Origin of the sequence: Chachezhania sediminis, from assembly GCF_009765275.1 — a bacterium.
Classification (GTDB): Bacteria; Pseudomonadota; Alphaproteobacteria; order Rhodobacterales; family Rhodobacteraceae; genus Chachezhania; species Chachezhania sediminis.
In genome coordinates, this window is record NZ_VOPH01000009.1 from 1 (window position 1) to 23,890 (window position 23,890).

Annotated in this window: 20 protein-coding genes; 8 read left to right on the plus strand and 12 right to left on the minus strand. The window is 66.8% G+C overall.

What is annotated here, in order from left to right:
• The coding region (locus tag FQK05_RS26240; RefSeq protein ID WP_233270604.1) for a hypothetical protein at window positions 1-212 on the plus strand (212 nt) is incomplete at its 5' end.
• Between the two features lie 667 nt (window positions 213-879).
• Window positions 880-1,356, plus strand: a complete 477-nt coding sequence (locus tag FQK05_RS20360; protein ID WP_158970338.1) for a MarR family winged helix-turn-helix transcriptional regulator — start codon at window positions 880-882, stop codon at window positions 1,354-1,356.
• 32 nt (window positions 1,357-1,388) lie between these two features.
• Here FQK05_RS20360 and FQK05_RS20365 read toward each other — a convergent pair whose 3' ends face one another.
• The 9 genes from FQK05_RS20365 to FQK05_RS20405 all read right to left on the minus strand — a co-directional run bounded on the left by FQK05_RS20365 (window position 1,389) and on the right by FQK05_RS20405 (window position 10,547).
• Window positions 1,389-1,595: an aspartate dehydrogenase domain-containing protein gene (locus FQK05_RS20365; RefSeq protein WP_325063922.1), complete on the minus strand. Its 207-nt coding sequence runs from the start codon at window positions 1,593-1,595 to the stop codon at window positions 1,389-1,391.
• A 124-nt stretch (window positions 1,596-1,719) separates the two neighbouring features.
• Complete coding sequence (locus FQK05_RS20370) at window positions 1,720-2,421, minus strand: ABC transporter ATP-binding protein (protein ID WP_158970342.1); 702 nt, start codon at window positions 2,419-2,421, stop codon at window positions 1,720-1,722.
• Window positions 2,414-3,184, minus strand: coding sequence for an ABC transporter ATP-binding protein (locus FQK05_RS20375; protein ID WP_158970344.1), 771 nt, complete (start codon window positions 3,182-3,184; stop codon window positions 2,414-2,416). The genes FQK05_RS20370 and FQK05_RS20375 overlap by 8 nt, the downstream gene beginning before the upstream one ends.
• A complete protein-coding gene (locus FQK05_RS20380) occupies window positions 3,181-5,043 on the minus strand; it encodes an ABC transporter permease (protein ID WP_158970346.1) in 1,863 nt (620 codons plus the stop codon). Before FQK05_RS20380 ends, FQK05_RS20375 begins: the two co-directional genes overlap by 4 nt.
• A gap of 137 nt (window positions 5,044-5,180) precedes the next feature.
• Complete coding sequence (locus tag FQK05_RS20385) at window positions 5,181-6,389, minus strand: ABC transporter substrate-binding protein (protein ID WP_158970348.1); 1,209 nt, start codon at window positions 6,387-6,389, stop codon at window positions 5,181-5,183.
• Between the two features lie 61 nt (window positions 6,390-6,450).
• Window positions 6,451-7,524: an aromatic ring-hydroxylating dioxygenase subunit alpha gene (locus FQK05_RS20390; protein ID WP_158970350.1), complete on the minus strand. Its 1,074-nt coding sequence runs from the start codon at window positions 7,522-7,524 to the stop codon at window positions 6,451-6,453.
• 143 nt (window positions 7,525-7,667) lie between these two features.
• The gene (locus FQK05_RS20395; protein ID WP_158970352.1) at window positions 7,668-8,252 is read right to left on the minus strand and encodes an amino acid synthesis family protein; all 585 of its coding nucleotides are present in this window, start codon (window positions 8,250-8,252) and stop codon (window positions 7,668-7,670) included.
• Complete coding sequence (locus tag FQK05_RS20400; RefSeq protein ID WP_158970354.1) at window positions 8,245-9,117, minus strand: UPF0280 family protein; 873 nt, start codon at window positions 9,115-9,117, stop codon at window positions 8,245-8,247. The genes FQK05_RS20395 and FQK05_RS20400 overlap by 8 nt, the downstream gene beginning before the upstream one ends.
• Entirely contained in the window at window positions 9,117-10,547 is a 1,431-nt protein-coding gene (locus tag FQK05_RS20405) for a 6-hydroxynicotinate reductase (protein WP_233270616.1), read from the minus strand. The genes FQK05_RS20400 and FQK05_RS20405 overlap by 1 nt, the downstream gene beginning before the upstream one ends.
• Window positions 10,548-11,043: 496 nt before the next feature.
• Between FQK05_RS20405 and FQK05_RS20410 the strand changes: the two genes are divergently transcribed.
• From FQK05_RS20410 to FQK05_RS20435, 6 genes are all read left to right on the plus strand, one after another.
• Window positions 11,044-11,877: an FAD binding domain-containing protein gene (locus tag FQK05_RS20410; protein WP_158970358.1), complete on the plus strand. Its 834-nt coding sequence runs from the start codon at window positions 11,044-11,046 to the stop codon at window positions 11,875-11,877.
• Window positions 11,867-14,584 (plus strand): molybdopterin-dependent oxidoreductase, encoded by a 2,718-nt coding sequence (locus FQK05_RS20415; protein WP_158970360.1) that lies wholly within the window; start codon window positions 11,867-11,869, stop codon window positions 14,582-14,584. The genes FQK05_RS20410 and FQK05_RS20415 overlap by 11 nt, the downstream gene beginning before the upstream one ends.
• Window positions 14,581-16,641, plus strand: coding sequence for a hydantoinase/oxoprolinase family protein (locus FQK05_RS20420; RefSeq protein WP_158970362.1), 2,061 nt, complete (start codon window positions 14,581-14,583; stop codon window positions 16,639-16,641). Before FQK05_RS20415 ends, FQK05_RS20420 begins: the two co-directional genes overlap by 4 nt.
• 100 nt (window positions 16,642-16,741) lie before the next feature.
• Entirely contained in the window at window positions 16,742-18,424 is a 1,683-nt protein-coding gene (locus FQK05_RS20425) for a hydantoinase B/oxoprolinase family protein (RefSeq protein WP_158970364.1), read from the plus strand.
• A 317-nt stretch (window positions 18,425-18,741) separates the two neighbouring features.
• A complete protein-coding gene (locus tag FQK05_RS20430; RefSeq protein WP_158970366.1) occupies window positions 18,742-18,888 on the plus strand; it encodes a hypothetical protein in 147 nt (48 codons plus the stop codon).
• An 18-nt stretch (window positions 18,889-18,906) separates the two neighbouring features.
• Window positions 18,907-19,869 (plus strand): acetamidase/formamidase family protein, encoded by a 963-nt coding sequence (locus FQK05_RS20435; protein ID WP_158970368.1) that lies wholly within the window; start codon window positions 18,907-18,909, stop codon window positions 19,867-19,869.
• A 190-nt stretch (window positions 19,870-20,059) separates the two neighbouring features.
• Here FQK05_RS20435 and FQK05_RS20440 read toward each other — a convergent pair whose 3' ends face one another.
• The 3 genes from FQK05_RS20440 to FQK05_RS20450 are packed head-to-tail and all read right to left on the minus strand — an operon-like array spanning window position 20,060 to window position 23,818.
• Window positions 20,060-22,018 carry an ABC transporter ATP-binding protein gene (locus FQK05_RS20440; RefSeq protein ID WP_158970370.1) on the minus strand — a complete coding sequence of 653 codons (1,959 nt, stop codon included), beginning with the start codon at window positions 22,016-22,018 and terminating at the stop codon, window positions 20,060-20,062.
• Window positions 22,011-22,868 carry an ABC transporter permease gene (locus FQK05_RS20445; RefSeq protein ID WP_158970372.1) on the minus strand — a complete coding sequence of 286 codons (858 nt, stop codon included), beginning with the start codon at window positions 22,866-22,868 and terminating at the stop codon, window positions 22,011-22,013. Before FQK05_RS20445 ends, FQK05_RS20440 begins: the two co-directional genes overlap by 8 nt.
• Window positions 22,865-23,818 (minus strand): ABC transporter permease, encoded by a 954-nt coding sequence (locus tag FQK05_RS20450; RefSeq protein ID WP_267902379.1) that lies wholly within the window; start codon window positions 23,816-23,818, stop codon window positions 22,865-22,867. The genes FQK05_RS20445 and FQK05_RS20450 overlap by 4 nt, the downstream gene beginning before the upstream one ends.
• Window positions 23,819-23,890: the final 72 nt, after the last annotated feature.

Below are 23,890 nucleotides of genomic sequence, written 5' to 3' on the forward strand. Positions count from 1 at the left end.
GCAGAGAGCTGGCAGAGAGCTGGCAGAGAGCTGGCAGAGAGCTGGCAGAGAGCTGGCAGAGAGCTGGCAGAGAGCTGGCAGAGAGCTGGCAGAGAGCTGGCAGAGAGCTGGCAGAGAGCTGGCGCGGTGCTTGGCTGCCGACGGGTGGCTATGCACTTCTGCCTGTCAGGTGGCTGGCTTCAGGCTGGCTGTCTGACTTGAAGGAGAGATAGGGAATCTGCAGGGCAAGGTCAAGATTAATTCTTGAAAAACAAATACTTGATCGATTTTGTCGGGCTCTGAAACCTGACTGTTTCAGTCGCATTCGGCAAGCGTCCGTGAAAGGCCGGTCATCGGGAGAAATCTCTCTCCGCCGCAAATTTCAGTTGCAGATTGCATCCCGAACTTCAGATCGCCGTGCGCTTCGTATCATGCGGGGACCCACCGACCCTGCCACCCCGGAAGAAAGGAAAGACGATGCGCATTCCCGGCCAGACCACCTTTTTGGCCCGGCGCCAGCCCTGAACATTCGCGCGTAGGGCGTTGATGGCGGCCTGGCCCGACACTCCGAAAGAAAGATTGCAACCGGCGGCCTGACGCCTACGCGGCGCCGCTTCGTCGGCCGGGCGCAGCAATCGGCGATGAAGACCACGGACCAGCACACGGCAACGCCGGCCAGCCGTGACGGGCAGGCGCGCGACGTCTGCCGCCCGATCGCCCCTTTTTCCCAAGTCGCTGCCTGCGCTGATCCCGGCGGTCCGGGGACCTGGAACCATGCAGATCCGGCTCCCTTGACGGGCCCCGGGACGGCGGCGATAAGATCCCGGTGCCCCAGGCCGGACGGCATGCGGACAAGCTGCGCCCCGGTCGATTTCCGCTGACAAACCGGACCTTTTGACTGTGACCGACGCCCCTACCTCTGCCGCCGCGCCCGCTTCCGACACCGATGACATGCACTGGCGGTTCGAGAATGTGGGCCGGCTGATGAACCGGACCGTCGACATCTTCGAGGAAGAGGTGATCGCCCTGATCGACAAGCAGGAATTCCCCGGAATGCGGCGCACTCATATCAAGCTGATCCGCAATCTGGACGCCAAGGGCACCCGCGCCATCGACCTGGCCGCGCGGGCGCAGATGACCAAGCAGGCCATGGCCGAACAGATCCAGCAATGCGAGGCCGCCGGCATCATCTACCGCGAGGCGGACGAAACCGATGGCCGCGCCAAGATCGTGAAGCTGACACCCCACGGAATGAACCTGATGCATCAGTTGCGCGATGCCGTGGCAAAGGCCGAAGCGCAGATGGAAGCGGTCGTGGGCAAGCGCAAGCTGGAAGCGATACTGGGCAGCCTGCGCAAGTACATCGCCAAGCACTGACGGTCCAAGGACGTTCCGTGGCGCGGCCGTGGTCAGATGACGAGCGGCGAGACCCGGTTCTCGATCAGGCGCACAAGATTCAGCGCGGTCATTTCCGAGGATTTGGGATTGGCCGCCAGGGGCCGGTTCGCCAGCACGACCGAAATCGTGCCGAAATCGCCCGAGGCCACGATTTCGTGGCGGTTGTCCGTGGCGGCCGGGTCGGCCACCAGCAGGATCCGGGTCCGGTCCATGCCCACATGGCAGAGATTTCATGCGGTCCCTGCGATGTGGACCTGGCCATCCCTGCGGCCTGTCGGCCGGTTGCGGCGGGTATCCTGGCCCCGACACCCTTCCTTCGGCCGTTTCCGGGGGCCGCCGCGGTCAGACCGACAGGTAGGCGTCGCGGATTTCCGGGTGGGCTTCGAGGTCCGCAAAGCTGCCGTCGAACTTCTTTTCGCCGCTTTCGACAATGATCGCCCGATCCGCCACTGCCCGCGCGAAATGCAGGTTCTGTTCCGAGATCATGACCGTCAGCCCTTCGGCCTTCAGCTTCAGGATCGTTTCGGCCATCTGCTCGACGATCACCGGGGCGATGCCTTCGGACGGTTCGTCCAGCAGCAGCAGCATCGGGTTGCCCATCAGGGTCCGCGCAATGGTCAGCATCTGCTGTTCGCCCCCCGACATGTGCTTACCCCGGTTGGAGCGGCGTTCCTTCAGGTTCGGGAAGATCTCGAACAATTGCTCGACGGTCCATTCCGGCGCGCCTTCGCGTTTCGGCTGGCGCCCGACCTCCAGGTTTTCCATGACCGTCAGATCGGTGAAGATACGGCGTTCTTCCGGCACGTAGCCGATCCCGGCCTTGGCCACGCGAAAAGCGGACTGGCCCACCACGTCGGTGCCCTGAAAGACGACCTTGCCCTTGCGGGGGCGGACAAGCTGCATCACCGACTTCATTGTCGTCGACTTGCCCGCGCCGTTCCGGCCCAGCAGCGCCACGACTTCGCCCCGCGAAACCTGAAACGACAGCCCGTCCAGGATATGGGCCTTGCCGTAATAGCTGTGAATGCCTTCGACGCTAAGCATCGGCCGCCTCCTTGAAAAGCGTGCCGCCGCCCAGATAGACTTCCTGCACCCGCGGATTGTTGCGGACGGCATTGGCGTCGCCGTCGGCGATCAGCTCGCCCCGGTTCAGGACCATGATGTGATGGGCATGGGCAAAGACCACGTCCATGTCGTGTTCGGTAAACAGCACGCTGACCCCCTGGTCGCGGACGATATCCGCCACCAGTTGCATCAAGGCCACCCGCGCCGTGGGCGCCATGCCCGCGGTCGGTTCGTCCATCAGCAGCAGGCGGGGACGGTGCGTCAGGGCGATCGCCAGTTCCAGCCGCTTCAGGTCGCCATAGGCCAGAACCGAACAGGGCCGGTCGGCCTGGTCGGCCAGATCCACGGTGTCCAGGAATTCGAACGCCTCCTCGCGGTAGAGCTTCCAGGCCCGCGGCCCGAAAGAGAACAGCTTGTGGTGATGGCTCATCAGCGCCATCTGCACGTTTTCGATCACCGTCATCGACTGGTACGTCCCGGTGATCTGGAATGTGCGGCCGACGCCCTTGCGCCAGATCTCGCGCGGTTTCCGGCCGGTGATCTTTTCGCCATCGAACCAGACGTCGCCCTTGGTGGGGCGCAACTGGCCGGTCAGCATGTTGAAGCAGGTGGACTTGCCCGCACCGTTCGGGCCGATCAGGGCCTTCAGTTCGCCCTTCGCCACGGAAAAGGACACACCGTTGACGGCGACGAAGCCGTCATAGCTTTTCTTCAGGTCCTCGACACGCAGGATATCGGTCATCGTGCGATCTCCTCGTCCCCGGTGTTGCGGATCCGGCGCCAAAGGGTCTGGAGCGATCCGACGATGCCTTCGGGCGCAATGATCACAACGGCGATGATCACAAGGCCCAGCAGCAGGCGCCAGTATTCAAGGCGGGTCAGCCAGTCTTCGACCACGGTCATGAAGCCCGCGCCGACGACACCGCCGGCCAGCGTCTTGACCCCGCCCAGGAAGACCACGATCAGCGCGTCAAAGCTGGCGCCGATCTCCAGCTCGGTCGGAAAGACCGATCCCTTGGAAAAGACGAAGATGCCGCCCGCAAGCCCGGCCATCACACCCGCCAGGGCGAACGCCACGTATTGCACGCGTTTCACGTCGATCCCCATCGCCTCGGCCTGGCGCGGGCTGTCGCGGCCGGCGCGCAGCGCATAGCCGAAGGGCGAATGGATCACGTGGCGCAGGAACAGGATGCCGCCCACGCCCAGGATCAGGGTGAAGTAGTAATAGGGCACCGGGCCGTTCAGCCACGGCGCAGGCCAGATGTTGACCAGCCCGTCATCGCCCCGGGTGACCGACCGCCACTGGAAGGCCAGCGACCAGACAAGCTGTGAAAAGGCCAGCGTCAGCATGGCGAAGTAGACGCCGGTCAGCCGGATGCAGAACCAGCCGATGCCAAGGGCCAGCAGCCCGGCGGCAAGGGGGGCGAAGAGAAACGCAAGCTCCATCGGCGTGCCGGTGTGAAAGACCAGCAGCGCCGCGGCATAGGCGCCGCCGCCGAAAAAGGCCGCGTGGCCGAAACTGACCAGCCCGCCGGTGCCCAGGATGAAATGCAGGGACGCGGCGAACAGCGCGAAGACGATCATGTCGATCAGCAGGGTCATCAGGAACCGGTCGGCAAAGAAGGGCACGACCGCCAGCACCAGCAGCAGCGCGGCGACCAGCGACCGCCCCACCGGACCATAGGGCCGGATCGGCGCTTCCGGCGCGCCGACCTGTCCGTGTTCGCCGGCCACCTCCTCGCGCCCCAGAAGGCCATAGGGGCGGATGATCAGCACCACGGCCATGACGACGAACATCAGGACCAGCGTGGATTGCGGCAGGTAGGTCACGCCCAGCACGTTCAGGACGGAAATCAGCACCGCCGCAATGAAGGCTCCGGGCAGGGATCCCATGCCGCCGATCACGACCACGACGAAGACCGAACCGATGATGTTGAAATCCATCAGCAGGTCCGCGCCGCCCTTCGGCAACTGCAGCGCGCCGCCCCAGCCCGCCAGGGCGGACCCCAGCGCGAAGACGCCTGTGAACAGCCACGCCTGATTGACGCCAAGGGCGCCCACCATCTCGCGGTCCTGTGTGGCGGCGCGGACAAGGATGCCGACACGGGTGCGGGTGATCAGATACCATAGCGCGAACAGGATAAAGGGCGTGATCGCGATGATGACGATGTCGTATTTCGGTACGGGTTCATCGAAGATCCGCCAGACGCCGCGCAGGCCGGGCGCGCGGGGGCCCATCCGGTCCTCGGCGCCCCAGATCATCAGGGCCAGATCCTGGATCACCAGGATCACGCCGAAGGTGGCGACCAGCTGGAACAGTTCCGGTGCCCGGTAGATCGGGCGCAGCACCACCATCTCGACGATGGCACCGAAGAGGCCGACGATCAGGCCGGTCAGAAGGATCGCCCCCCAGAAGCCCACGGCGCCGGGCAGGATTTCCATCAGCGTCACGCCGACGAAGGCCCCCAGCATGTAAAAGGACCCGTGCGCAAAGTTCACAATCCGGGTCACGCCGAAGATCAGCGACAACCCGGATGCCACCAGGAACAGGGACGAGGCATTGGCAAGGCCGGTCAGGAACTGGGCGAAGAGAAAGGCCATGTCGGGCAGTCGTCCTTGTGAATCCGGGGCGATTGGTCAACGGGAAGAATGCCGGCGCCGTCAGGGCGCCCGGCAATATCGGTCAGGACCTGTCAGGTCGGGGGCGGCCGGAGGACGGATCCCCCGGACAGGGCGGATCATTCCGCCGGACGCATCGCCTTGATGTCGTCATCCGACGGCATATAGCCATCGGGCCCCTTGTAGGACCAGTCGACCATCACGCCCTTGCCATCTTCCAGCGCCAGGGTGCCGACATAGGCGCCCATGGTGGACTGGTTGTCGATGGACCGGTAGGACAGCGGGCCGATGGGGGTGTCCGGGATCTCCAGATCCTCGAAGGCGGCGATCAGCGCCGGGGTGTCGGTCGATCCGGCCTTGTCGATGGCCGCAGCGATGGAGACCGCAGCAAGATAGCCCACCAGCGAGCCGATCTTGGGCGTTTCGCCGGTTTCGGCCGTGTAGGCGTCGACAAAGGCCTTCTCCGGCGTACCGTCCTCGAACGCGTACCAGGGATAGCCGGTCACGTACCAGCCTTCCGGCGCCTCGTCGCCCAAGGGCTCCAGGTATTCCGGTTCGCCGGTCAGCAGGCCATAGACCTCGCGCCCGTCGAACAGGCCCCGGTCGCCGCCTTCACGCACGAACTTGGCCAGGTCGGTGCCGAAGGTCACGTTGAAGATTGCATCGGGCTTGGCACGTTCGATGGCCTGCACCTCGGCGCCGGCATCGATCTTGAACAGCGCCGGCCATTGTTCGGCCACGAATTCGACATCGGGTTTCAGCCTGGTCAGGTTGGCCTTGAAGGCCGCCACGGCGTCTTGCCCGTAGGCATAGTTCGGCGCGATGGTCGCGTATTTCACTGCATCGGTCTTGGCCGCCTCTTCCGCCAGCATCGCGGCCTGGATCCAGGTCGAGGCACGCAGGCGGAAGGTGTTCGGATTGCCCGACTGCCAGACCAGGCTGTCGGCCAGCGGTTCCGCGGCAAGGTACAGATAGCCCTTTTCGGCCGCGAAGGACGACAGGGCCAGACCCACATTCGACAGGATCGAGCCGGTCAGCATCACCGCGCCGTCGCGGGTCATCAGTTCCTCGGCGATCTTCACCGCCTCGGCCGGGTCGCCCTGGTCGTCGCGGAAGATGAATTCCATCGGCTTGCCCAGCACGCCGCCATCGGCGTTGATTTCCTTCAGCGCCAGTTCGATCCCCTTCTTGTAGGGTTCGGCAAAGGCGGCCATGCGCTTGTAGTGGTTGATCTCGCCGATCTTGATCGTCTCCTGCGCCATGGCGGCGGCAGGGACCAGCGCCAGCGCGGTGGCCGCGGCCATCATCGTGCGTCTCGTCAGGGTCATCCTAGCTTCCTCTGTTGGTCTGGGGCCGGTGGCGCCCCGGGGTGTAACGGTCTTGTGCCGCTTAATCGTGGTAAACAAAAGCTGGCGAAAGGTCCGAGGCCAGGTCCTCGGTCCGTTCCAGTTCCAGCAGGTCGTTGATCCGCTTGCGATAGACCAGCGGGCCCTTGTCGATGGCGATGCGGATCGGACGGCGCTTCTGGGGGCGCTGTTCCTCTTCCTGCACCGCTTCCAGGATCTCCTTGTCCTCGGCGAAGGCCACGCGGAACATCCTGTCCATCGTCTCTTCCGCCGTGGGATCGTCGAGGGCGGAGTTCCGGATGTGCATCCAGCGGTCGATCGTGTAATTCTCGGTTACCGGGGTAACGAAGTGCAGCGCGAAGATCCGCACGCCGCGGTCGCGTTCATCCTCGGCGATCTGGTCCTCGACCGGGGCCGAGCCAAAGTCGATCACGGCGGTCGACGGCGTGTAGAGGTAGTAATAGTGCCAGCGGTCCACGTTGCCCGTGAACCCGCCGAAGCCCTTGAAAAAGCCCACGGGTTCCGCATCCCGGATCCAGCGCCAGGCGACGATGGCCTCGCCTTCGGTCTGGACGTGGACGGGAACGTTTTCCGATGCGGACGATCCCAGCGTTGTCGGATGGACGAAGCTGATATGGGCCGGGTCCACCAGGTTTTCGGCGACGTTCAGGTAGTTCGACTTCAGGTGCAGCGCGTCGCCATGGTGGACCTTCCAGCCCGGCATGTCGAATTCCGGCATGTCGAAGACCTTGGACGGGTCGGCCCGGTCGGGATCGCCCATCCAGATCCAGACGATGCCGTGGCGTTCCTCTATCGGGTAGGCCTCGACATAGGCGGACTTCGGCAGGTTGGTCTGGCCGGGGACCCGGGTGCAATGCCCCGTCGTCCCGTCGAAGGTCAGCCCGTGATAGCCGCACTGCACCGTGTCGCCGATCCGCTTGCCCTTGGACAGGGGCAGCAGCCGGTGGGGACAGCGGTCTTCCAGCGCCGCGATGGATCCGTCGGTCTTGCGAAACAGCAACACGTGGTCGCCCAGGATGGTGAAACGGCGCAGCGTGTCGTCGACTTCGGTCGACCAGGCGGCGACGTACCATGCGTTGCGGACGAAGGTCGTCATGATCTCAACTCCTCGGCTGGCTTGCAGATCACCACGTGACGGGGGCAGGCGATCCGCATGGTTTCGTTCCGGCAAATGCTCTCGCGTGTCTTTTTCCGTGTCGTGGTCGGTCCGTCCCGGGGGCGGCGCCCCCGGTCGTCATGTCATCGAAGGCCGTCCTCGCCCTTCACGTCGGCTGCGGCCAGGCCGCCGGCGCGGTTGTGGATCCGGGGGCCGGTGGTCATCACCAGGACCAGCAGCATTTCGTCCGGGCGCGGCGCGTCGGCGATGCCCACCTCCATCGCGTCGAAATGCGACCGGACATAGGAGGCGTTGGCGTGAGTGATCGGCACATCCAGCTTCGTGCCCGGGACACCGACCTTCTTGGTGGACGGCACGATGGCCGCGCTGTTCTCGATCTTTGCGCGCATGGCATAGCCGCCGGGGGCGTGCCACAGCGCGCCGTGTTCGACCTCGCCCGCCGTGCCGATGATGGCGCCCTTGCCATAGCCCTCGATGATCGCCGGATCGCCGCCAAGCGCGTCGATCAGGTCCTGCGCCATCCGTTCGCCCAGGGGCTTCAGGTCGTCCATGAAGGGCTGGATGTCCTCGACATAGCGCCCCGCGAACGGGTTCTGGATCACCGCCATGATCGCGCCCTTGCGCAGGGGCGTTTCGGCGACGGGGCCCCCTTCGTGGTGGATCGTCTCGATCACGATGGCGGTCTTGCGGATCTTGGGTTCAGGCATGGGTCTTCTCGTCCTTCGAAAGCGCCGGGGCGATGGCGGCGCCGGTCATCCGCCGCACGCCCTGGGCAGCCAGGCAGGCGGCGGCAATCAGGCCGCGGTCTATGTAATCCTGCGCGACCAGCATCCCGCGGTCCAGTGCGCGGTTCAGATCTTGCGGAGTCAACGGGGCCACGTCGGTCGTGACCGGAAGGTCGCCCAGGTCGCTGTCGGGCGACAGGTCGCGGGCCGGTGCGCGGGCGATCCCGGGATGGCCGGGCAGGTCGACCGCATTGGCGATCAGCGTCGCCGCGGCATCGGCCGTGGCCGCATCGCGGGCCAGCACCGTCACCGCATCGGCGATCCCCAGCGAATGCGACCGCCCCCGCCACCCGGAGGTTGCCACCCCACCGATCCCGTCACCCGCACCGATGGCGGCCTGCGCCCCGGCAGCACCGGTCACCGGATCCTCGCAGATTGCCAGCACCAGCGGCCGGTCGGACGTCCACAGGGCGATGTCGCCGCCGTTGTTCACATGGGCGCGCGTCAGGCCGTGGGCGCCTTTCAGCATCGCGGCCAGCACGTGATCGGCCACCGATCCCGCCACGGCGGCCATCGGCGTCACGAAGACCGGCGCGAAGCGGTCCGTCGCCGCCTGCATCCGCCGCGCCACCGCGCCCGACAGGTCCGGGCCGTGCGGACTGCGAAGCCGGGGCAGTTCACCCACCAGCGCCGTCAGCACCGGGACAAAGGCGACATGGGCCCGGCGATAGGCCGCCTGGACCCGTTCCGCCCCGCCTTCGGCGGCGACGACAAGGTCGATGGGACCATGGACCAGCCGCAACCGTCCATCGGCCGAGATGCCGGCCGTCGGTCCCTCGGCCCTCATCACTTTGCGCCCCCGCCGGGCCAGGGCAGGCCCGGTTTCATCGCGACAGACTGGCGGCCCGACAGGCGGTGATCGTTCTGCCGACCCTTGGTGCCCTTCAGCGCCTCGTCCAGCGGCATCACATAATCCATGTGCCCGCCAAGCGCCGCGTAATCGGCAGCGGTCGTCGTGAATTCGATGGGCGCGACCAGCGCCGGCGTGGGAACATAGCCAAAGGCATTCTTCGGCATCTGGGTCACGTCGGCCATGAAGGTGATGCCGCCGCCCGGCCAGATGAAGACCGGCGCGCCGCCCACCGTCACCCGCGTCAGCCGCGACTGGACCGACCGGGTCAGGCCCACCGGGTTTTCGGTGACGCCCGACCGCAAGGACCCGCCCGCACCCGCCATGAACAGGACCGAGGCCATCGCCGGTTCGCAGTTCTCCTCGATCCGCCGGACCGAAGGCATCAGCCGCTCGGGGATGTCTGTCTGTACGGGGATCAGGTCGTCGTTCAGTTCGTAATAGGCCGCGTGTTCGCCGGTGGTCGACACCATCAGCAGCGACAGGCCCGGGCGCGCACCCTTCTTGTCCTGCCACTTGTCCAGGATCAGCAGCGGATCGGTCAGGTTGGTGCCGCCCCAGCCCGTCCCCGGTTCGGCGACCTGGAAGTACCGGCCGGGGGTCGACCGGTGTCCCTTGATGCGGATGCCCGACGGCTCCCACCCGATGACCTTGCCGGCCTGGTGTTCGGACATGACGCCGGTGATGTGATCGTCGACCACGACGACCTCGTCGACCAGCCCTTTCCATTGCGCCGCGAACATGCCCACCGTGGCGGATCCGCAGCCCACGCGCATCCGTTCCTCGCGCTGGCCATTCACCACTGGCGCCTGGCCGGCCTTGATCTCCAGCTCTGCCCCGTCGTCGATGGTCAGCTCCACCCTCTCGCCGTTGCACAGCGCCAGCAAAGCGGAACAGGTCGCGCGGCCTTCCTTCTTGGATCCGCCGGTCAGGTGATGCACGCCGCCCAGCGACAGCATCTGCGAGCCGTATTCGGATGTCGTGACATGGCCGATCACCTCGCCATTCGCCCGCACGGCAGCGGTTTCGACGCCCAGGTGCCGGTCGGTGTCGATCTTCACCTTGGCGCCGCAATAGGAAAAGATCCCTTCGGTCACCACGGTGATCATGTCCACGCCCGCGGCCTGCGAGGCGACGATGAAGGGCGCGGGTTTATAATCGGGATAGGTCGTACCCGACCCCACCGCGGTGATGAACGCGTCCTCGCCCGAGACGATGTCGCCGTCCCATTCCCGTGCAAGGAAAGGCACCAGCGCCGTATCCTCGCGGTTTTCAATGATGGTCAGGGGGTCCAGACGGACCAGTTCGCCGCCTTCGTTGGCATAGCGGTCGCAGGCCCCGGCGCGGCCGTCGGCGATGTAGCACATGACAGGGCAGGCGTCGCAGCGGATCTTCTCCGGCTTGACGGCTTCGGTGCGGCTGGTGGCTGCGTCGGTCAAGACTGGGTCTCCGGAGCTGGGCGCACGACTGGCTTATTCGTTTGTATACGAACGCATGACGGGGATTTGCCTGTCAACTGTTTTGCGCCGTCGTCACTTGAGTGCGATCCGCGGCCCCCTTCCGGGCTGTTTCCCCGTCTGCCCGGCGCGGAACCCCTGTGCAGACAGGGTTTCGCGGGGGCGTGCCAACCCGATGCCGGGAGGCAGGAGGCCTTCAAGAAAACGTCCCCCGATCGTCGGCTGCATCATTTCAGGGCACAGCCCGCCCAATTTTTCATTCGTGTACGAACGACACGCGAATATTGGGGGAGGACACCCGCGAAACCGATCTGCGAGATTGACAAAAATTCAGGCAGATTCGTAACGTGAGTCCGTATCGTTTGCACGCAAACGATACGGACGACCCGCAGAGGAAAGGCGGCAGATGCTGTACCGACCCGAATCACTCGACGCCGCTCTGGCGCTCATGGCAGAACCGGGCGCCGTGCTCCTTGCGGGGGGCACCGATGTCTATCCCGCGCTGCGCGACGGGATGCCGCCGGACAGGATGATCGACCTGACACGGGTGGCCGACCTGCGGGGCATCGCGCTGGCAGACGGCACCTGGCGGATCGGCGGGGCCACCACCTGGACCGATATCGTGAAGGCGGAGCTTCCGCCGCGTCTAGCCGGGCTGCAACTGGCGGGGCGCGAGGTCGGATCGATCCAGATCCAGAATGCCGGAACCGTCGCGGGCAATATCTGCAACGCCTCGCCCGCTGCCGATGGCGTGCCGGCCCTGATGGCGCTGGACGCGGCGGTCGAAATCGCCGGGCCCGAAGGCCTGCGCACCCTACCCCTGCATACCTTCCTGAAAGGCCCGCGCCAGACCGACCTGCAACCAGGCGAGATCGTGACCGCCCTGCTGATCCCGGACGGGCCCGGCCGGGGCGCCTTCCTGAAGCTGGGCGCGCGCAAGTACCTGGTGATCTCCATCGCCATGATCTCTGCCGTTGTCGAGATTGGCGCAGGAAAGATCACCAATGCCGCCGTGGCCGTGGGCGCCTGTTCCCCCGTCGCCCGGCGCCTGACGGCGCTGGAGGCACAACTGACCGGCGCGACTGCCGCCGACATCCCCGCGCTTTGCGCGAAGGCCGACCTATCGGACCTCTCCCCCATCACCGATGTCCGCGCCAGCGCCGACTATCGCGGCGAGGCGGTGCCCACGCTGGTCGCCCGCACCGTCCTGACCGCCATGGAGGCCCCTCATGTCGCTTGACGAACCCCAGGGCCATCTGAGCCTGGTCCTGAACGGGGCCAAGATCACGGTCCCCGCCGATGCCACCGCCCGCCTGTCCGACATGCTGCGCGACGTTGCCGGTGCCCGGGACGTGAAGGTCGGCTGCAATGCCGGTGACTGCGGCGCCTGTACCGTTCTGGTCGACGGCGATCCGGTCTGCGCCTGCCTGACCGCCGCGGGCCAGGTGCAGGGCCGCAGGGTCGATACCCAGGCCGGGCTGGTCGAACATGACGACATCGCGCAGCGGCTGGCGAAGTCCTTCCAGCGCCACCAGGCCGCGCAATGCGGGATATGCACGCCGGGCATGATGGTGTCGGCCGTGGCCCTGCTGCGCACCGGACTGCCCCTGAACGAGGCCGTGGTGGCCGACGCTCTTGGCGGTGTCCTCTGCCGGTGCACCGGATACCGCAAGATCATCGCGGCGATTCTGGACGTGTCGTCGGATGCCGACCCGCAGGCCGAAGGCAGTGTCGGTGAACGCACCGCGCGGCTGGACGGCTGGCCCAAGGTGTCGGGCGCCGAACGCTTCGGCGACGACGTGGCGCCCGCCGATGCGCTGACCGTCCGCGCAATCCGGTCGCCCTTTCACCGGGCCGGTTTCACCTTCGGCGATCTGGACGCCTATCGCGCCCGGACCGGGCTGGACCTGATCCTGACCGCGAAGGACATCCCGGGCGACAACCTTTTCGGCGTGATCCCGGGCTTCATCGATCAGCCGGTCTTTGCCGTGGAAGAAGCGCGTTACAAGGGCGAGGCCGTGGCCGCCGTCGTGGGGCCTGCCGCCTTGCTGGATACCCTGCCGCCCTTCCCCGTCACGTGGGACGAACGCCCGGCCAACCTGACGCCCGCCGGCGCGGCCCGGGCCCCCCTGCTGCACCCAGACCGCGAAGCCAACGTGATGTGCCGCGGCCATGTCGCCCGGGGCAATGCTGTGGACGCGATGAAGACGGCCGCCCACACCGTCAGCGGCGCCTTTTCCACCGGGTTCATCGAACACGCCTATATCGAGCCCGAGGCCGCGACCGCCCGCCGCGTCGGCGACCGGATCGAGGTCCAGTGCTGCACCCAGGCCCCCTACATGAACCGCGACGGGCTGGCGGGGATCCTGGGTCTGGCACCTGAAAACGTGCGCATCCTGCCGACAGCGGTCGGCGGCGGCTTCGGATCGAAACTGGACCTGACGGCCCAGCCCTACGTGGCGCTGGCCGCCTGGATCCTGAACCGGCCCGTCCGCATGACCTATACCCGCGGCGAAAGCATCGCGACCTCGACGAAACGCCATCCGTCTGAAACCTGGATGGAGATCGGCGCGGACGCCCAAGGCCGCATCGTGGCGGCAAGGTTCCAGGGCACGTTCAACACCGGCGCCTATTCCAGCTGGGGTCCGACGGTGGCAAACCGGGTGCCGATCCATGCCTCGGGTCCCTACCTGACGCCCAACTACGTGGCCGACAGTGTCGGGATCCACACCAACACCGCGTCCTCCGGGGCCTTCCGAGGCTTCGGCGTGCCCCAATCGTCGGTGGCGCAGGAACAGCTTTACGACATGCTGGCGGAAAAGCTGGGCATCGACCGGCTGGAATTCCGCCGCATGAACTGCCTGCAGAACGGCGATCCAACCGTGACGGGCCAGGTCTTCGACACCGGCATGGGCATCGACGCCTGTTTCGACGCGCTGAAACCCGACTGGACCCGCGCGCTGGCAGAGGCCAAGGCGTTCAATGCCTCCCATACGACGGTCAAGCGCGGCGTCGGCGTGGCGGGCGGCTGGTACGGCTGCGGCAATACCTCTATGTCGAACCCCTCGACCATCCGCGCCGGGGTCACGCCGGGCGGGGAAATCGTCCTGCACCAGGGTGCCGTCGACATCGGCCAGGGGTCGAACACCGTCATCACCCAGATCTTTGCCGAAGCCCTTTGCGTCTCGGTGTCTCAGGTCACCCTTGTCGGCCCCGACACCGACGTGACGCCGGACGCCGGCAAGACCTCGGCCTCGCGCCAGACCTTCATCACAGGCAATGCGGCCCGTCTGGCGGGAGAGGCGCTGCGGGCCCAGATCCTGCGGCTGGGCAATGCGGGCACCGGGGCTACGATCGCTGCCACCGAAGACGGCCTGACCGTGTCCGAGGACGGAGAGACTCGCCGGATCGCCCTGCCCGAAGGTACGCCTTACGCGCTGGAAGTGGTCGAAAGCTATGACCCGCCCACCCTGCCGCTGGACGAAAACGGCCAGGGCTCGCCCTATGCCGTCTTCGGCACCGCCGCCCAGATGGTGGAACTGGAGGTCGATCTGGACCTGGGCACCGTGAAGCTCCTGCGCTTCGTCGCCGCCCACGATGTCGGCCGCGCCATCAACCCGACGCTGGTCGAAGGCCAGATCGAAGGCGGCATCGCCCAGGGCATCGGCCTGGCGTTGATGGAGGAATTCCTGCCCGGCCGGACAGAAAACCTGCACGACTACCTGATCCCGACCATCGGCGACGTGCCCGACGTGACGTCGATCATCGTGGAATCCGGCGATGCGCACGGACCCTACGGCGCCAAGGGGCTGGGCGAACACTGCCTGATCCCGACCGCCCCGGCCGTCCTGAATGCCATTGCGCATGCCTCCGGCGCGCGGATCCACCACCTGCCCGCGACCCCCGACCGGGTGCGGGCCGCCATCCTCGCGAAGGCCAAGACATGACCAGAACTGACATCACCGGCAGCTTCGCCGGCATCGACGTGGGCGGCACCTTCACCGATCTCGTCCACTACGACAGCCGCGCGGGCCGGGTGAAACTTGCCAAGGTGCCGACCACGCTCGACAACCAGGCGCATGGCGTTCTGGCGGCACTGGATGCGGCATCGGTCGATATCGCAGCGCTGGACCTGATCGTTCACGGCACCACGACGACGACGAACGCGGTGCTTGAACGCCAGCTTTGCAAGACCGGCCTGATCACGACCCATGGGTTCCGCGACGTGCTGGAACTGGGCCGCCGTACCCGGCCGCACCCCTATGGCATGTCGGGCCAGTTCCGCCCGCTGATCCCCCGCGACCTGCGGCTGGAAGTGCCCGAACGCATGCTGGCGGACGGCACGGAATACCTGGCGCTTGACGAAGACGCGCTTCGCGCCGCCCTCCGCCAGTTGGTGGACGCGGGCTGCGAGGCGCTGGTGATCCATTTCCTGCACGCCTACGCGAATCCCGCCCATGAACGCCGCGCGGGAGAGATCGCGGCCCAGGAATGGCCCAACGGCAACATCACCATGGGTCACGCGCTGCTGTCGGAAAGCCGCGAATACGAACGCGGCGTGACGGCGGCGGTGAATGCCTCGGTGCAACCGCTGCTCCGCCGTTATGTCGAACGGCTGGCCGACCGGCTGGCGGATCGCGGCTATGCCAGCGACCTGCTGGTCATGAACGGCAATGGCGGCATGGTCTCCGCCCGGATCGTGGCCGAAGAGGCCGCCAAGACCGTCATGTCCGGTCCCGCCTCTGGCGTGATGGCCGCGGCCTATACCGGCCGCCGCGCCGGCATCCCGGACCTTCTGACCTACGACATGGGCGGCACCTCGACAGACGTGGCCATGATCCGCGGTGCGGACCCCGCCGTCTCTCACGAGATCGAGATCGAATATGCCATGCCGATCCACGTCCCCATGGTGGACGTGCGCACGGTCGGCGCCGGCGGCGGCTCGATCGCACGGGTGAACGCGGCGGGCCTGCTGCAGGTTGGCCCCGACAGCGCCGGATCGACCCCGGGCCCGATCTGCTATGGCAAGGGCGGGACCGAACCCACCATCTCCGACGCCAACATGCTGCTGGGCCGGATGAACCCCGACCGCCTGAACACCGGCGCTGGCGGCGTGACCCTCGACACGATCCGCGACGCCTTCGCGGCCAGGCTCGGCGCCCCCCTGGGCCTCGACGCCGTGGCCGCCGCCGCCGCCGTCCTCCAGATCGCCACAGCCAAGATGGCCGATGCCGTCCGCATGGTCTCGATCTCGCTGGGCGAGGATCCGCGCGACTTCGCGCTCTTCGCCTTCGGCGGCGCCGGCCCCCTCCACGCCTGCGCCATCGCCCGCGAACTGGGCGTGCCCCGGGTGCTGGTCCCGGCCCGGCCCGGCATCACCAATGCACTGGGGTGCATCGTGGCCGACCTCCGCCACGACTTCGTACAGACCATCAACCGCCCGCTCGACCTCTGCGATATGGAGGAGGTCCACGTCGCCCTCGCCGCGCAGGTCGCGCAAGGCACCGCCGCCGTCGAGACCGAACGCGTCGACATCGCCGAACTGAAGGTCTCCCATTCGGTGGACATGCAATTCATCGGCCAGACCCACCTCCTCCGCGTGCCGATCCCCGACGCAAGCCCCACACGAGAAGACCTGCAGAAACTCTTCGAGGAGGCCTATTTCCGCCGCTTCCAGGTGGCGCTTCCGGAAATCCGCCCGGCGCTGGTCAACGTGAACACCTCCGTCATCGGCCGCAGGCCCGAGGTCGACCTCTCCCTCCTCATCGACGCGTCGTTGCGCAAACCGACGCTGGCAGACGCCCAAACCAGCACCCGCGACGTCTGGTTCGACGGCTGGACCGACACCCCCGTCTACTGGCGCGATTTCCTGCCCGCCTCCGCAACGCTTTCGGGCCCGGCCATCGTCGAACAAATGGACTGCACCCTTGTCATGGAACCCGGTGACGTGGCCACCCAGGATCAAGACGGCAACCTGATCGTCACGCTGGGACCGCGCCCATGACCCGGAAACCCGGGCGCCCGCGCCTGCTTCTTCTCTTCGAAAATACTCCCGCCGGAGGCATCCGCCGCCTGCCCCACGACCCGACGCCCGGAGTACGCGCATGACCATCGATCCGATCACCCTGACCGTCATCCAGTCGGGCCTTCAGCAGGTCTGCGACGAGATGGATCTCAGCTTCTCCCGCGCCGCCTTCTCGCCCGTCATCGCCGAAGCCAACGACCGCTCCGACGGCATCTACTCGGCCGAGGACGGCAGCCTGATCGCCCAGGGGTCGATGGGCCTGCCGGTCTTTGTCGGCACCATGCAGTTCTCGACCCGCACGCTGATCCGGATGATCGCCGACGGCAGGACCATCGCGCCCCAGCCGGGCGACATCTACATCGTCAACGACCCCTATCTTGGCGGCACCCACCTGATGGACGTCCGCTTTGCCATGCCGGTCTGGCGGAACGGGGAAATCTTCTGCTGGCTGTCGAACACCGGCCACTGGCCCGACACGGGGGGCGCCGTGCCGGGCGGCTTCTCTGCCTCTGCCACTGCCGTCGAACAGGAAGGTCTGCGGCTGCCGCCCGTGCGCCTTTTCAAGAAGGGCGAACTGGACCCCGAAATCTACGCCATCATCTGTTCCAACATCCGTGTGGCCGACCAGCGGATCGGCGACGTCAAGGCACAGGCCGCCGCCCTTTACGTGGGCCAGGCGCGGCTCGAACGGCTGCTCGACCGCTATGGCGACGACACGGTGGCCGAGGCCATCGGCGAACTGCGCCGTCGCGCCTCCCGGCAGATGCGTGCGTATATCGCACAGATCCCGCCGGGGACCTACACCTCCGTGGCTTATGTCGACAGCGACGGCGTCGTGAACGAGCCGCTGGAAATCCGGCTGGCCATCACCGCCGACGGCGAAAAACTGACCTTCGACTTCTCGGGCTCCTCCGCCCCCTGCGCCGGGCCTATGAACTCGGTCCTCGCCACGACGCAATCGTCGGTCTACCTGGCGATGCGCCACATCTTCCCGGACGTCCCGATCAGCGCCGGCGCTTTCGAGCCTTTGGACATCGTCCGCCCCGAAGGTACTTTCCTCGATGCGCAGTATCCCCGCCCCGTTTCCGGCTGCGCGGCCGAAGTCAGCCAGCGCATTGCCGAGGCCGTCTTTGCCGCGCTGGTCGGCCCCTTGCCCGATATCGTCACCGCGGCACCTGCCGGATCCTCGGGCAACTTCGCCCTGGGCGGCGAGGTGCCCGAGGAAGGGCGCAGCTATGTCATGTACCAGATCTCTGGCGGCGGCTATGGCGGCTATGCCGGGGGCGACGGGATCTCCAACGGCTGTTCGACCATCGGCATCTCCAAGTCCCCGCCGGTCGAGATCATGGAACAGCAATTCCCCGTCCTCTACCACCGCTATGCGCTGCACGAAGGATCGGGCGGCGCCGGCACCCATCGCGGCGGCTTCGGACTGGATTACGAAGTCGAAATCCTGAAGGGCACCGCACGCGCCAGCTTCGTCATGGACCACGGCCGTTTCGGGCCGCAGGGCGTGCTGGGCGGGGCCGACGGCGGCGTGAACCGGGTGACGGTCACCCGATCCGGCCAAAGCTTCGTGCCGGAACACCTGTCCAAGGCGCAGGACATCGCGCTGAGCGCCGGCGACCGCGTCCATGTCCGAACCCCGGGTGGCGGCGGTTATGGCCCCCCCGAAAAGCGCGACCCTGCGCTGGTGGCCGAGGACGTCCGGCTTGGCCGCTACACCGCGGAAGAGGCCAAGGCCCTGTTCGGGCCCCGCTGAGACCCGTCAAGGGATCGCGGGGCTACCTTTTCGGCAATGCGCTGCGCGCCTGTCGCAGGATGGCGTAACCCCGACAGTGGCCGGTCCCCTGCTCCACGGTCCGCAGTTCGCCCCACGGACCGCACACCGAGACCGAGACCGAGACCGAGACCGAGACCGAGACCGAGACCGAGACCGAGGGCACATGTCACGCGATGCAGGCGAAAGCCCGCTTTGCGTGACCTGGCCAGACGTCGCCCACCCCCTGCCGGACGGGGTGATCCGCTGGTCCGACGATACAGGACCCCGGACAGGACCCGCAGGCCCGGGGTCGCGGCATGTCCCTGGGATTGGACGATCTCGCGCAGTTGCGTCCGCGTCTCGAACGCCCCTACGGTGAAGGCGAACGCGGACAGGCCGACCGCCATGCCATGTCGCACGACATGTTTCACACCTTCCGGCGGCCCGTATCGAAGACCGCCTGACAGCAGGGACGACACCAGATGGCCGACCATTTCCTGACCTCGACCCCCGAAACCGTGCACTGGGGCTGGTTCGACGCCCATCTGCAGCCGGTCCTGACCGTTGACAGCGGCGATACCGTCACGGTGGAGGCGCTGAGCGGCGCGCCCTCGAACCTGCCCGGGCCCGGCTTCGACGTACCGCGGGCGCTGCTCGACATCCACGAACGGGCCGAACGCCGGATGCCCGGCCACCTGCTGACCGGTCCGATCGCAATCCGCGACGCGCTGCCGGGCGACGTGCTGGAAGTCCGGGTGATCGACGTGGCCCCGATGGTCGACTGGGGCTATACCCTGTTCCGCCCGCTGGCCGGCGGCCTGCCCGACGATTTCGACACCGCCGAACAGATTCACCCGCAGATCGACCTGTTCACCAATACCGCCCGCCTGCCCTGGGGCAGCAAGCTGGACCTGAAGCCCTTCTTCGGCGTGATGGGCGTGGCCCCGCCGGAAGGCTGGGGCCCGATTTCCACCATCCAGCCGCGCAGGAACGGCGGCAACCTCGACAACAAGGAACTGGGCGCGGGCGCCACCCTGTTCCTGCCGGTCCACGCGCCCGGCGCGCTGTTTTCCTGCGGCGACGGTCATGGCGTTCAGGGCGACGGAGAGGTCTGCATCACCGCCATCGAAACCTCGCTGCGCGGCCGGTTCGAATTCCACCTGCACAAGGCCCGCGGCTGGGATTTCCCCCGGGCGGAAACGCCAACGCACCTGATTTCCATGGGGATGGACGAGGATCTGGACACCGCCGCGCGCGAGGCGCTGCGCCGCATGATCGACTGGCTGTGCGAGCTGTCGGATCTGACCCGCGGACAGGCCTACATGTTCCTGTCGCTGATCGGCGACCTGCGCATCACCCAGATCGTGAACGGCGAAAAAGGGTGTCACATGATGCTGGACAAGGCCCACCTAGCGGACCTTCCGGGCGTTTCCGCGATGGCCTGATCCCTGTCGCCTGCGGAACCGGCCGCGACCGCGCACACTCCGCCCGGCGGGCCGCCGGGTTTGTGCGGAACGCAGGCGCAGCAGCGCCGGGGCCGAAGGCGGCGATCCGCCCGTCAAGGATCGGCATGGCCCGGCTGCTTGTCGCTTCCGCGCCGCCGTCCGGGACCGGATCGTTTCAGGCCTGCCCTTGTCAGGCCCGTAGCGCCTCTGCCTCCAGATGGCAGCGGATCATGTGGTCCGGGGTCACCATCTTTTCGGCCGGGCGTTCCGTTTCGCAGCGTCCGTCGATCCGGGCGGGGCACAGGGCATGGAAGATACAGCCCTGGGCCTGCGGCCCCCCTGCCCCGGTGATGCCCGGGGCCTCGCCCGAGGATGCCGCCAGCAACGTCCTGGTATAGGGATGCTGCGGACCTGCAAAGACCTCGGCCGCGGGGCCCACTTCCAGCAGTTCTCCCATGTAAAGGACCGCGATCCGGTCCGAGACATAGCGCACCACTTCCAGATCGTGCGAGATAAAGACGTAGCTCACGTCCTGCTGCGCCTGCATCTCGACCAGCAGGTTCAGGATCGCGGCCTGCACCGACACGTCGAGCGCCGAGGTCGGTTCGTCACAGATCACCACCTTGGGATCGCCGGCGAACGCGCGGGCGATGGCCACACGCTGTTTCAGCCCACCCGAAAGCTGTTTCGGCACCGCGTCCAGGAACCGGTCCGCCAGCCGGACCGACGCCAGCAGGCTTTTCACCTTCTCGCCCCGGGCGGCCCCCCTGAGGCCCAGAAGGCGGGTCATGGACCGGCCGATGATGCGGGCGATGGAATGCGACCGGTTCAGCGCGGAATCCGGGTTCTGGAAGACGATCTGCAGCGCCTTCACCTGATCCAGGCTGCGCCGCTTCAGGTCGGGGTGCAGGACCTGTCCGTCCAGCACGACCTCTCCGCCCGCGTCCGGCGCGATCAGGCCCAGCATGGCGCGGGCCAGCGTGGTCTTGCCGCTGCCGGATTCGCCCACAAGACCCAGCGTCTCGCCCTTGTTCAGGGTCAGGCTGACCTCGCGCAGGGCGCGGACCTTCTGGTCGCCATGGCCGAAGGTCTTGGCGACCTTGCGCAGTTCCAGTGCCGCGGCGCCGGCGGCCTTCCGGACATGAACCGGCGCCTCTGCCTCTGTCTCCAGCTCGGCCAGCCGGTCGGTGTGATGGCAACGGACCATCCGCGGCGCCGTACCTTCGGGCGGCGGATCTTCCGCGCGACAGCGGTCGTCGGCGAGCCGGCAGCGGGCGGCAAAGACACAGCCCTGCATGACGCTGCCGGGCTCGGGCAGCGTGCCCGGGATCGTCGCCAGCGGCGCCGTGGCCTTGTCCATCCCCGGCCGCGGCAGGCAGCGCAGCAGTTCGGTCGTGTAGGGATGGCAGGGCGCGGCAAAGAGATCGCGGGTCGGCCCCTCTTCCACCAGCCGCCCGGAATAGAGCACGCCGACCCGGTCGCACATCCGTGTCACGATGGCCAGGTTGTGGCTGATGAACAGGATCGAGGCGTCGAATTCCCGCCGCAGCGCCTGGATCAGGTCCAGAACCTCGGCCTCGACCGTGGCATCAAGGCCGGTGGTGGGTTCATCCAGGATCAGCAGCGTGGGCGAACTGGCCAGCGCCATGGCGATGGCCACACGCTGCTGCATGCCCCCTGACAGCTGGTGCGGATAGCTGCGCGCGACCACGGCCGCGTTCTTGATGCGGACCTTTTCCAGCATCCCGATGCTGCGCTGCGCGCGGTCGGCGGCGGGCACGCCCAAAAGCTCGAAGACCTCGGCCAGCTGGTCGCCGATCCGGATCGACGGGTTCAGCGCCCGGCCCGGATCCTGGTAGACGACCGCCACCTTTTCCCGGCGCAGTGCCCGCAGGGCGGCCGCGTCCAGCTGATAGACGTCGCGACCATCGATCCGGATCTCTCCGCCCTCGACCGATCCGTTTCGGGCCAGATAGCGCAGCACGGCATAGGCCGCCGTCGACTTGCCGCAGCCGGATTCGCCCACCAGACCAAAGGCCTCGCCCCGGCCGATGGTGAAGCTGACATCCTTCAGCACGTGCTGAAGGACACCCTTGACGGTATAGCCGACCGACAGGCCCTGAACCGAAAGTGCCGGGACCTCAGTCATTCAGCGCCCCCTGAATACTGTCGGCCACAAGGTTCACGCCCACGACCAGCGTGGCGATGGCCAGTCCGTCGAACAGCACCGTCCACCAGTATCCGCCGCCGATCAGGCCGTAATTCGTCGAAATCGACAGACCCCAGTCGGGCGACGGCGGCTGGATCCCGAAGCCGATGAAGCTGAGCGTGGCGACGGTAAAGATCGCATAGCCCAGGCGGATCGTCATCTCGACCATTACGGGGCCAAGGACGTTGGGCAGGATCTCGACGAACATGGTGTAAAGGTGGTTTTCACGGCGCAGACGGGCGGCGGCGACATAGTCAAGCTGCCGTTCGGCCAGCACGCTGGCCCGCACCGTCCGCGCAATGATGGGCGAGAAGGAAAAGCCGATCACCAGCAGCAGCGTCCACATCGACGCGCCGATCGAGGTCAGCGCCAGCAGCGCCACGATGACCACCGGCAGCGCCAGCACCGCGTCGACGATGCGGCTCAGGACCTCGTCCACCAGCCCGCCGGCATAGCCCATGATCAGGCCCAGCGTGGTGCCGACCACGGTCGACAGAAGCGTGGCCAGCGGCGCCACGGTCAGGATGTCGCGCGCACCGGCCAGCACGCGGGAAAACACGTCACGGCCCAGCTGGTCCGTCCCGAACCAGTGCGTGGCCGAGGGCGGCTTCAAGGGCACCATCAGGTCTGTATAGAACGGATCGTAGGGCACCAGCACGGGCCAGAAAAGCGCGCAGACGACCCAGAACAACACCACGATACTGCCGATCAGGAAGGACGGGCGCGTCAGCAGGCGCCGGGCCAGACCGCGGGGTGCGGAGGCCCGGCTTTGGGCAGCGATATCGGTCATCCGTCGCCTCCGAACCGGATCCGCGGGTTCAGCGCGGCATAAAGCAGGTCCGCCAGGATCGTCATGATCGTGAACAGCACACCGATGGACATGATCCCGGCCTGAAGGATGGGAAAGTCCTTCTTGTTGGCAGCGGTATAGATCAGGCTGCCGATCCCCTGGTAGCGGAACAGGATCTCGATCACCACAAGCCCGCCGATCAGATAGACGGTCTGGGTCGAGATCACGCTGATCGTCGGCAGCAGCGCGTTGCGCAGCACATGGCGGCGGATCACGGTCGCGCGCGGCAGGCCCTTCAGGATCGCCGTGCGGGTATAGTCGGCGTCCAGTGCCTCGATCATCCCCGTCCGGGTCATGCGGGCGATATAGCCGAACAGGATCAGGACAAGGGGGATCGACGGCAGGATCAGGTGGTAGAACTGGGTCAGAACGCCGGCATCGGCCGGGGCGGTCGCCGACAACGGGAACCAGTGCAGCCAGACGGCGAAGATCAGCAGAAGGACAAGTCCCGACACGAATTCCGGAACCACGGTCGCCACCATGCCGGTGACCGACAGGATCCGGTCAATCGCGCGGTCCCGGTACAGCGCGCCCATGACGCCGCCCAGAATGCCCAGCGGCACGACCATGCAGAAGGCCACGAGCGCCAGCTTGGCGGAATTCAGAAGCGCGGGCCACAGGAACTGTGCCACCGGCGCGCGATAGGAATAGGACTGGCCCAGATCGCCGGTCACGAAATCGCCGATCCAGTCGACATATTGCACCAGAAGCGGCCTGTCCGTGCCCAACTGGTGGTTCAGCGTGGCAACGGCCGCCGGGTCGGCGAAGGGCCCCAGCATGGCACGACCGACATCGCCCGGCAGCAGCCGGGCGCCGGCAAAGACCAGCATGCTGAGGATCCAGAGGGTCACGAGCGACAGCGCGAGGCGACGGGTAAGGTAGCGTGCGATTGCCCGGGTCTCCTTCGGAAGGTGCCGGCCGGGCGCGCGGGACGCGTCCGGCCGGGCCGTTCTTTTTGAACC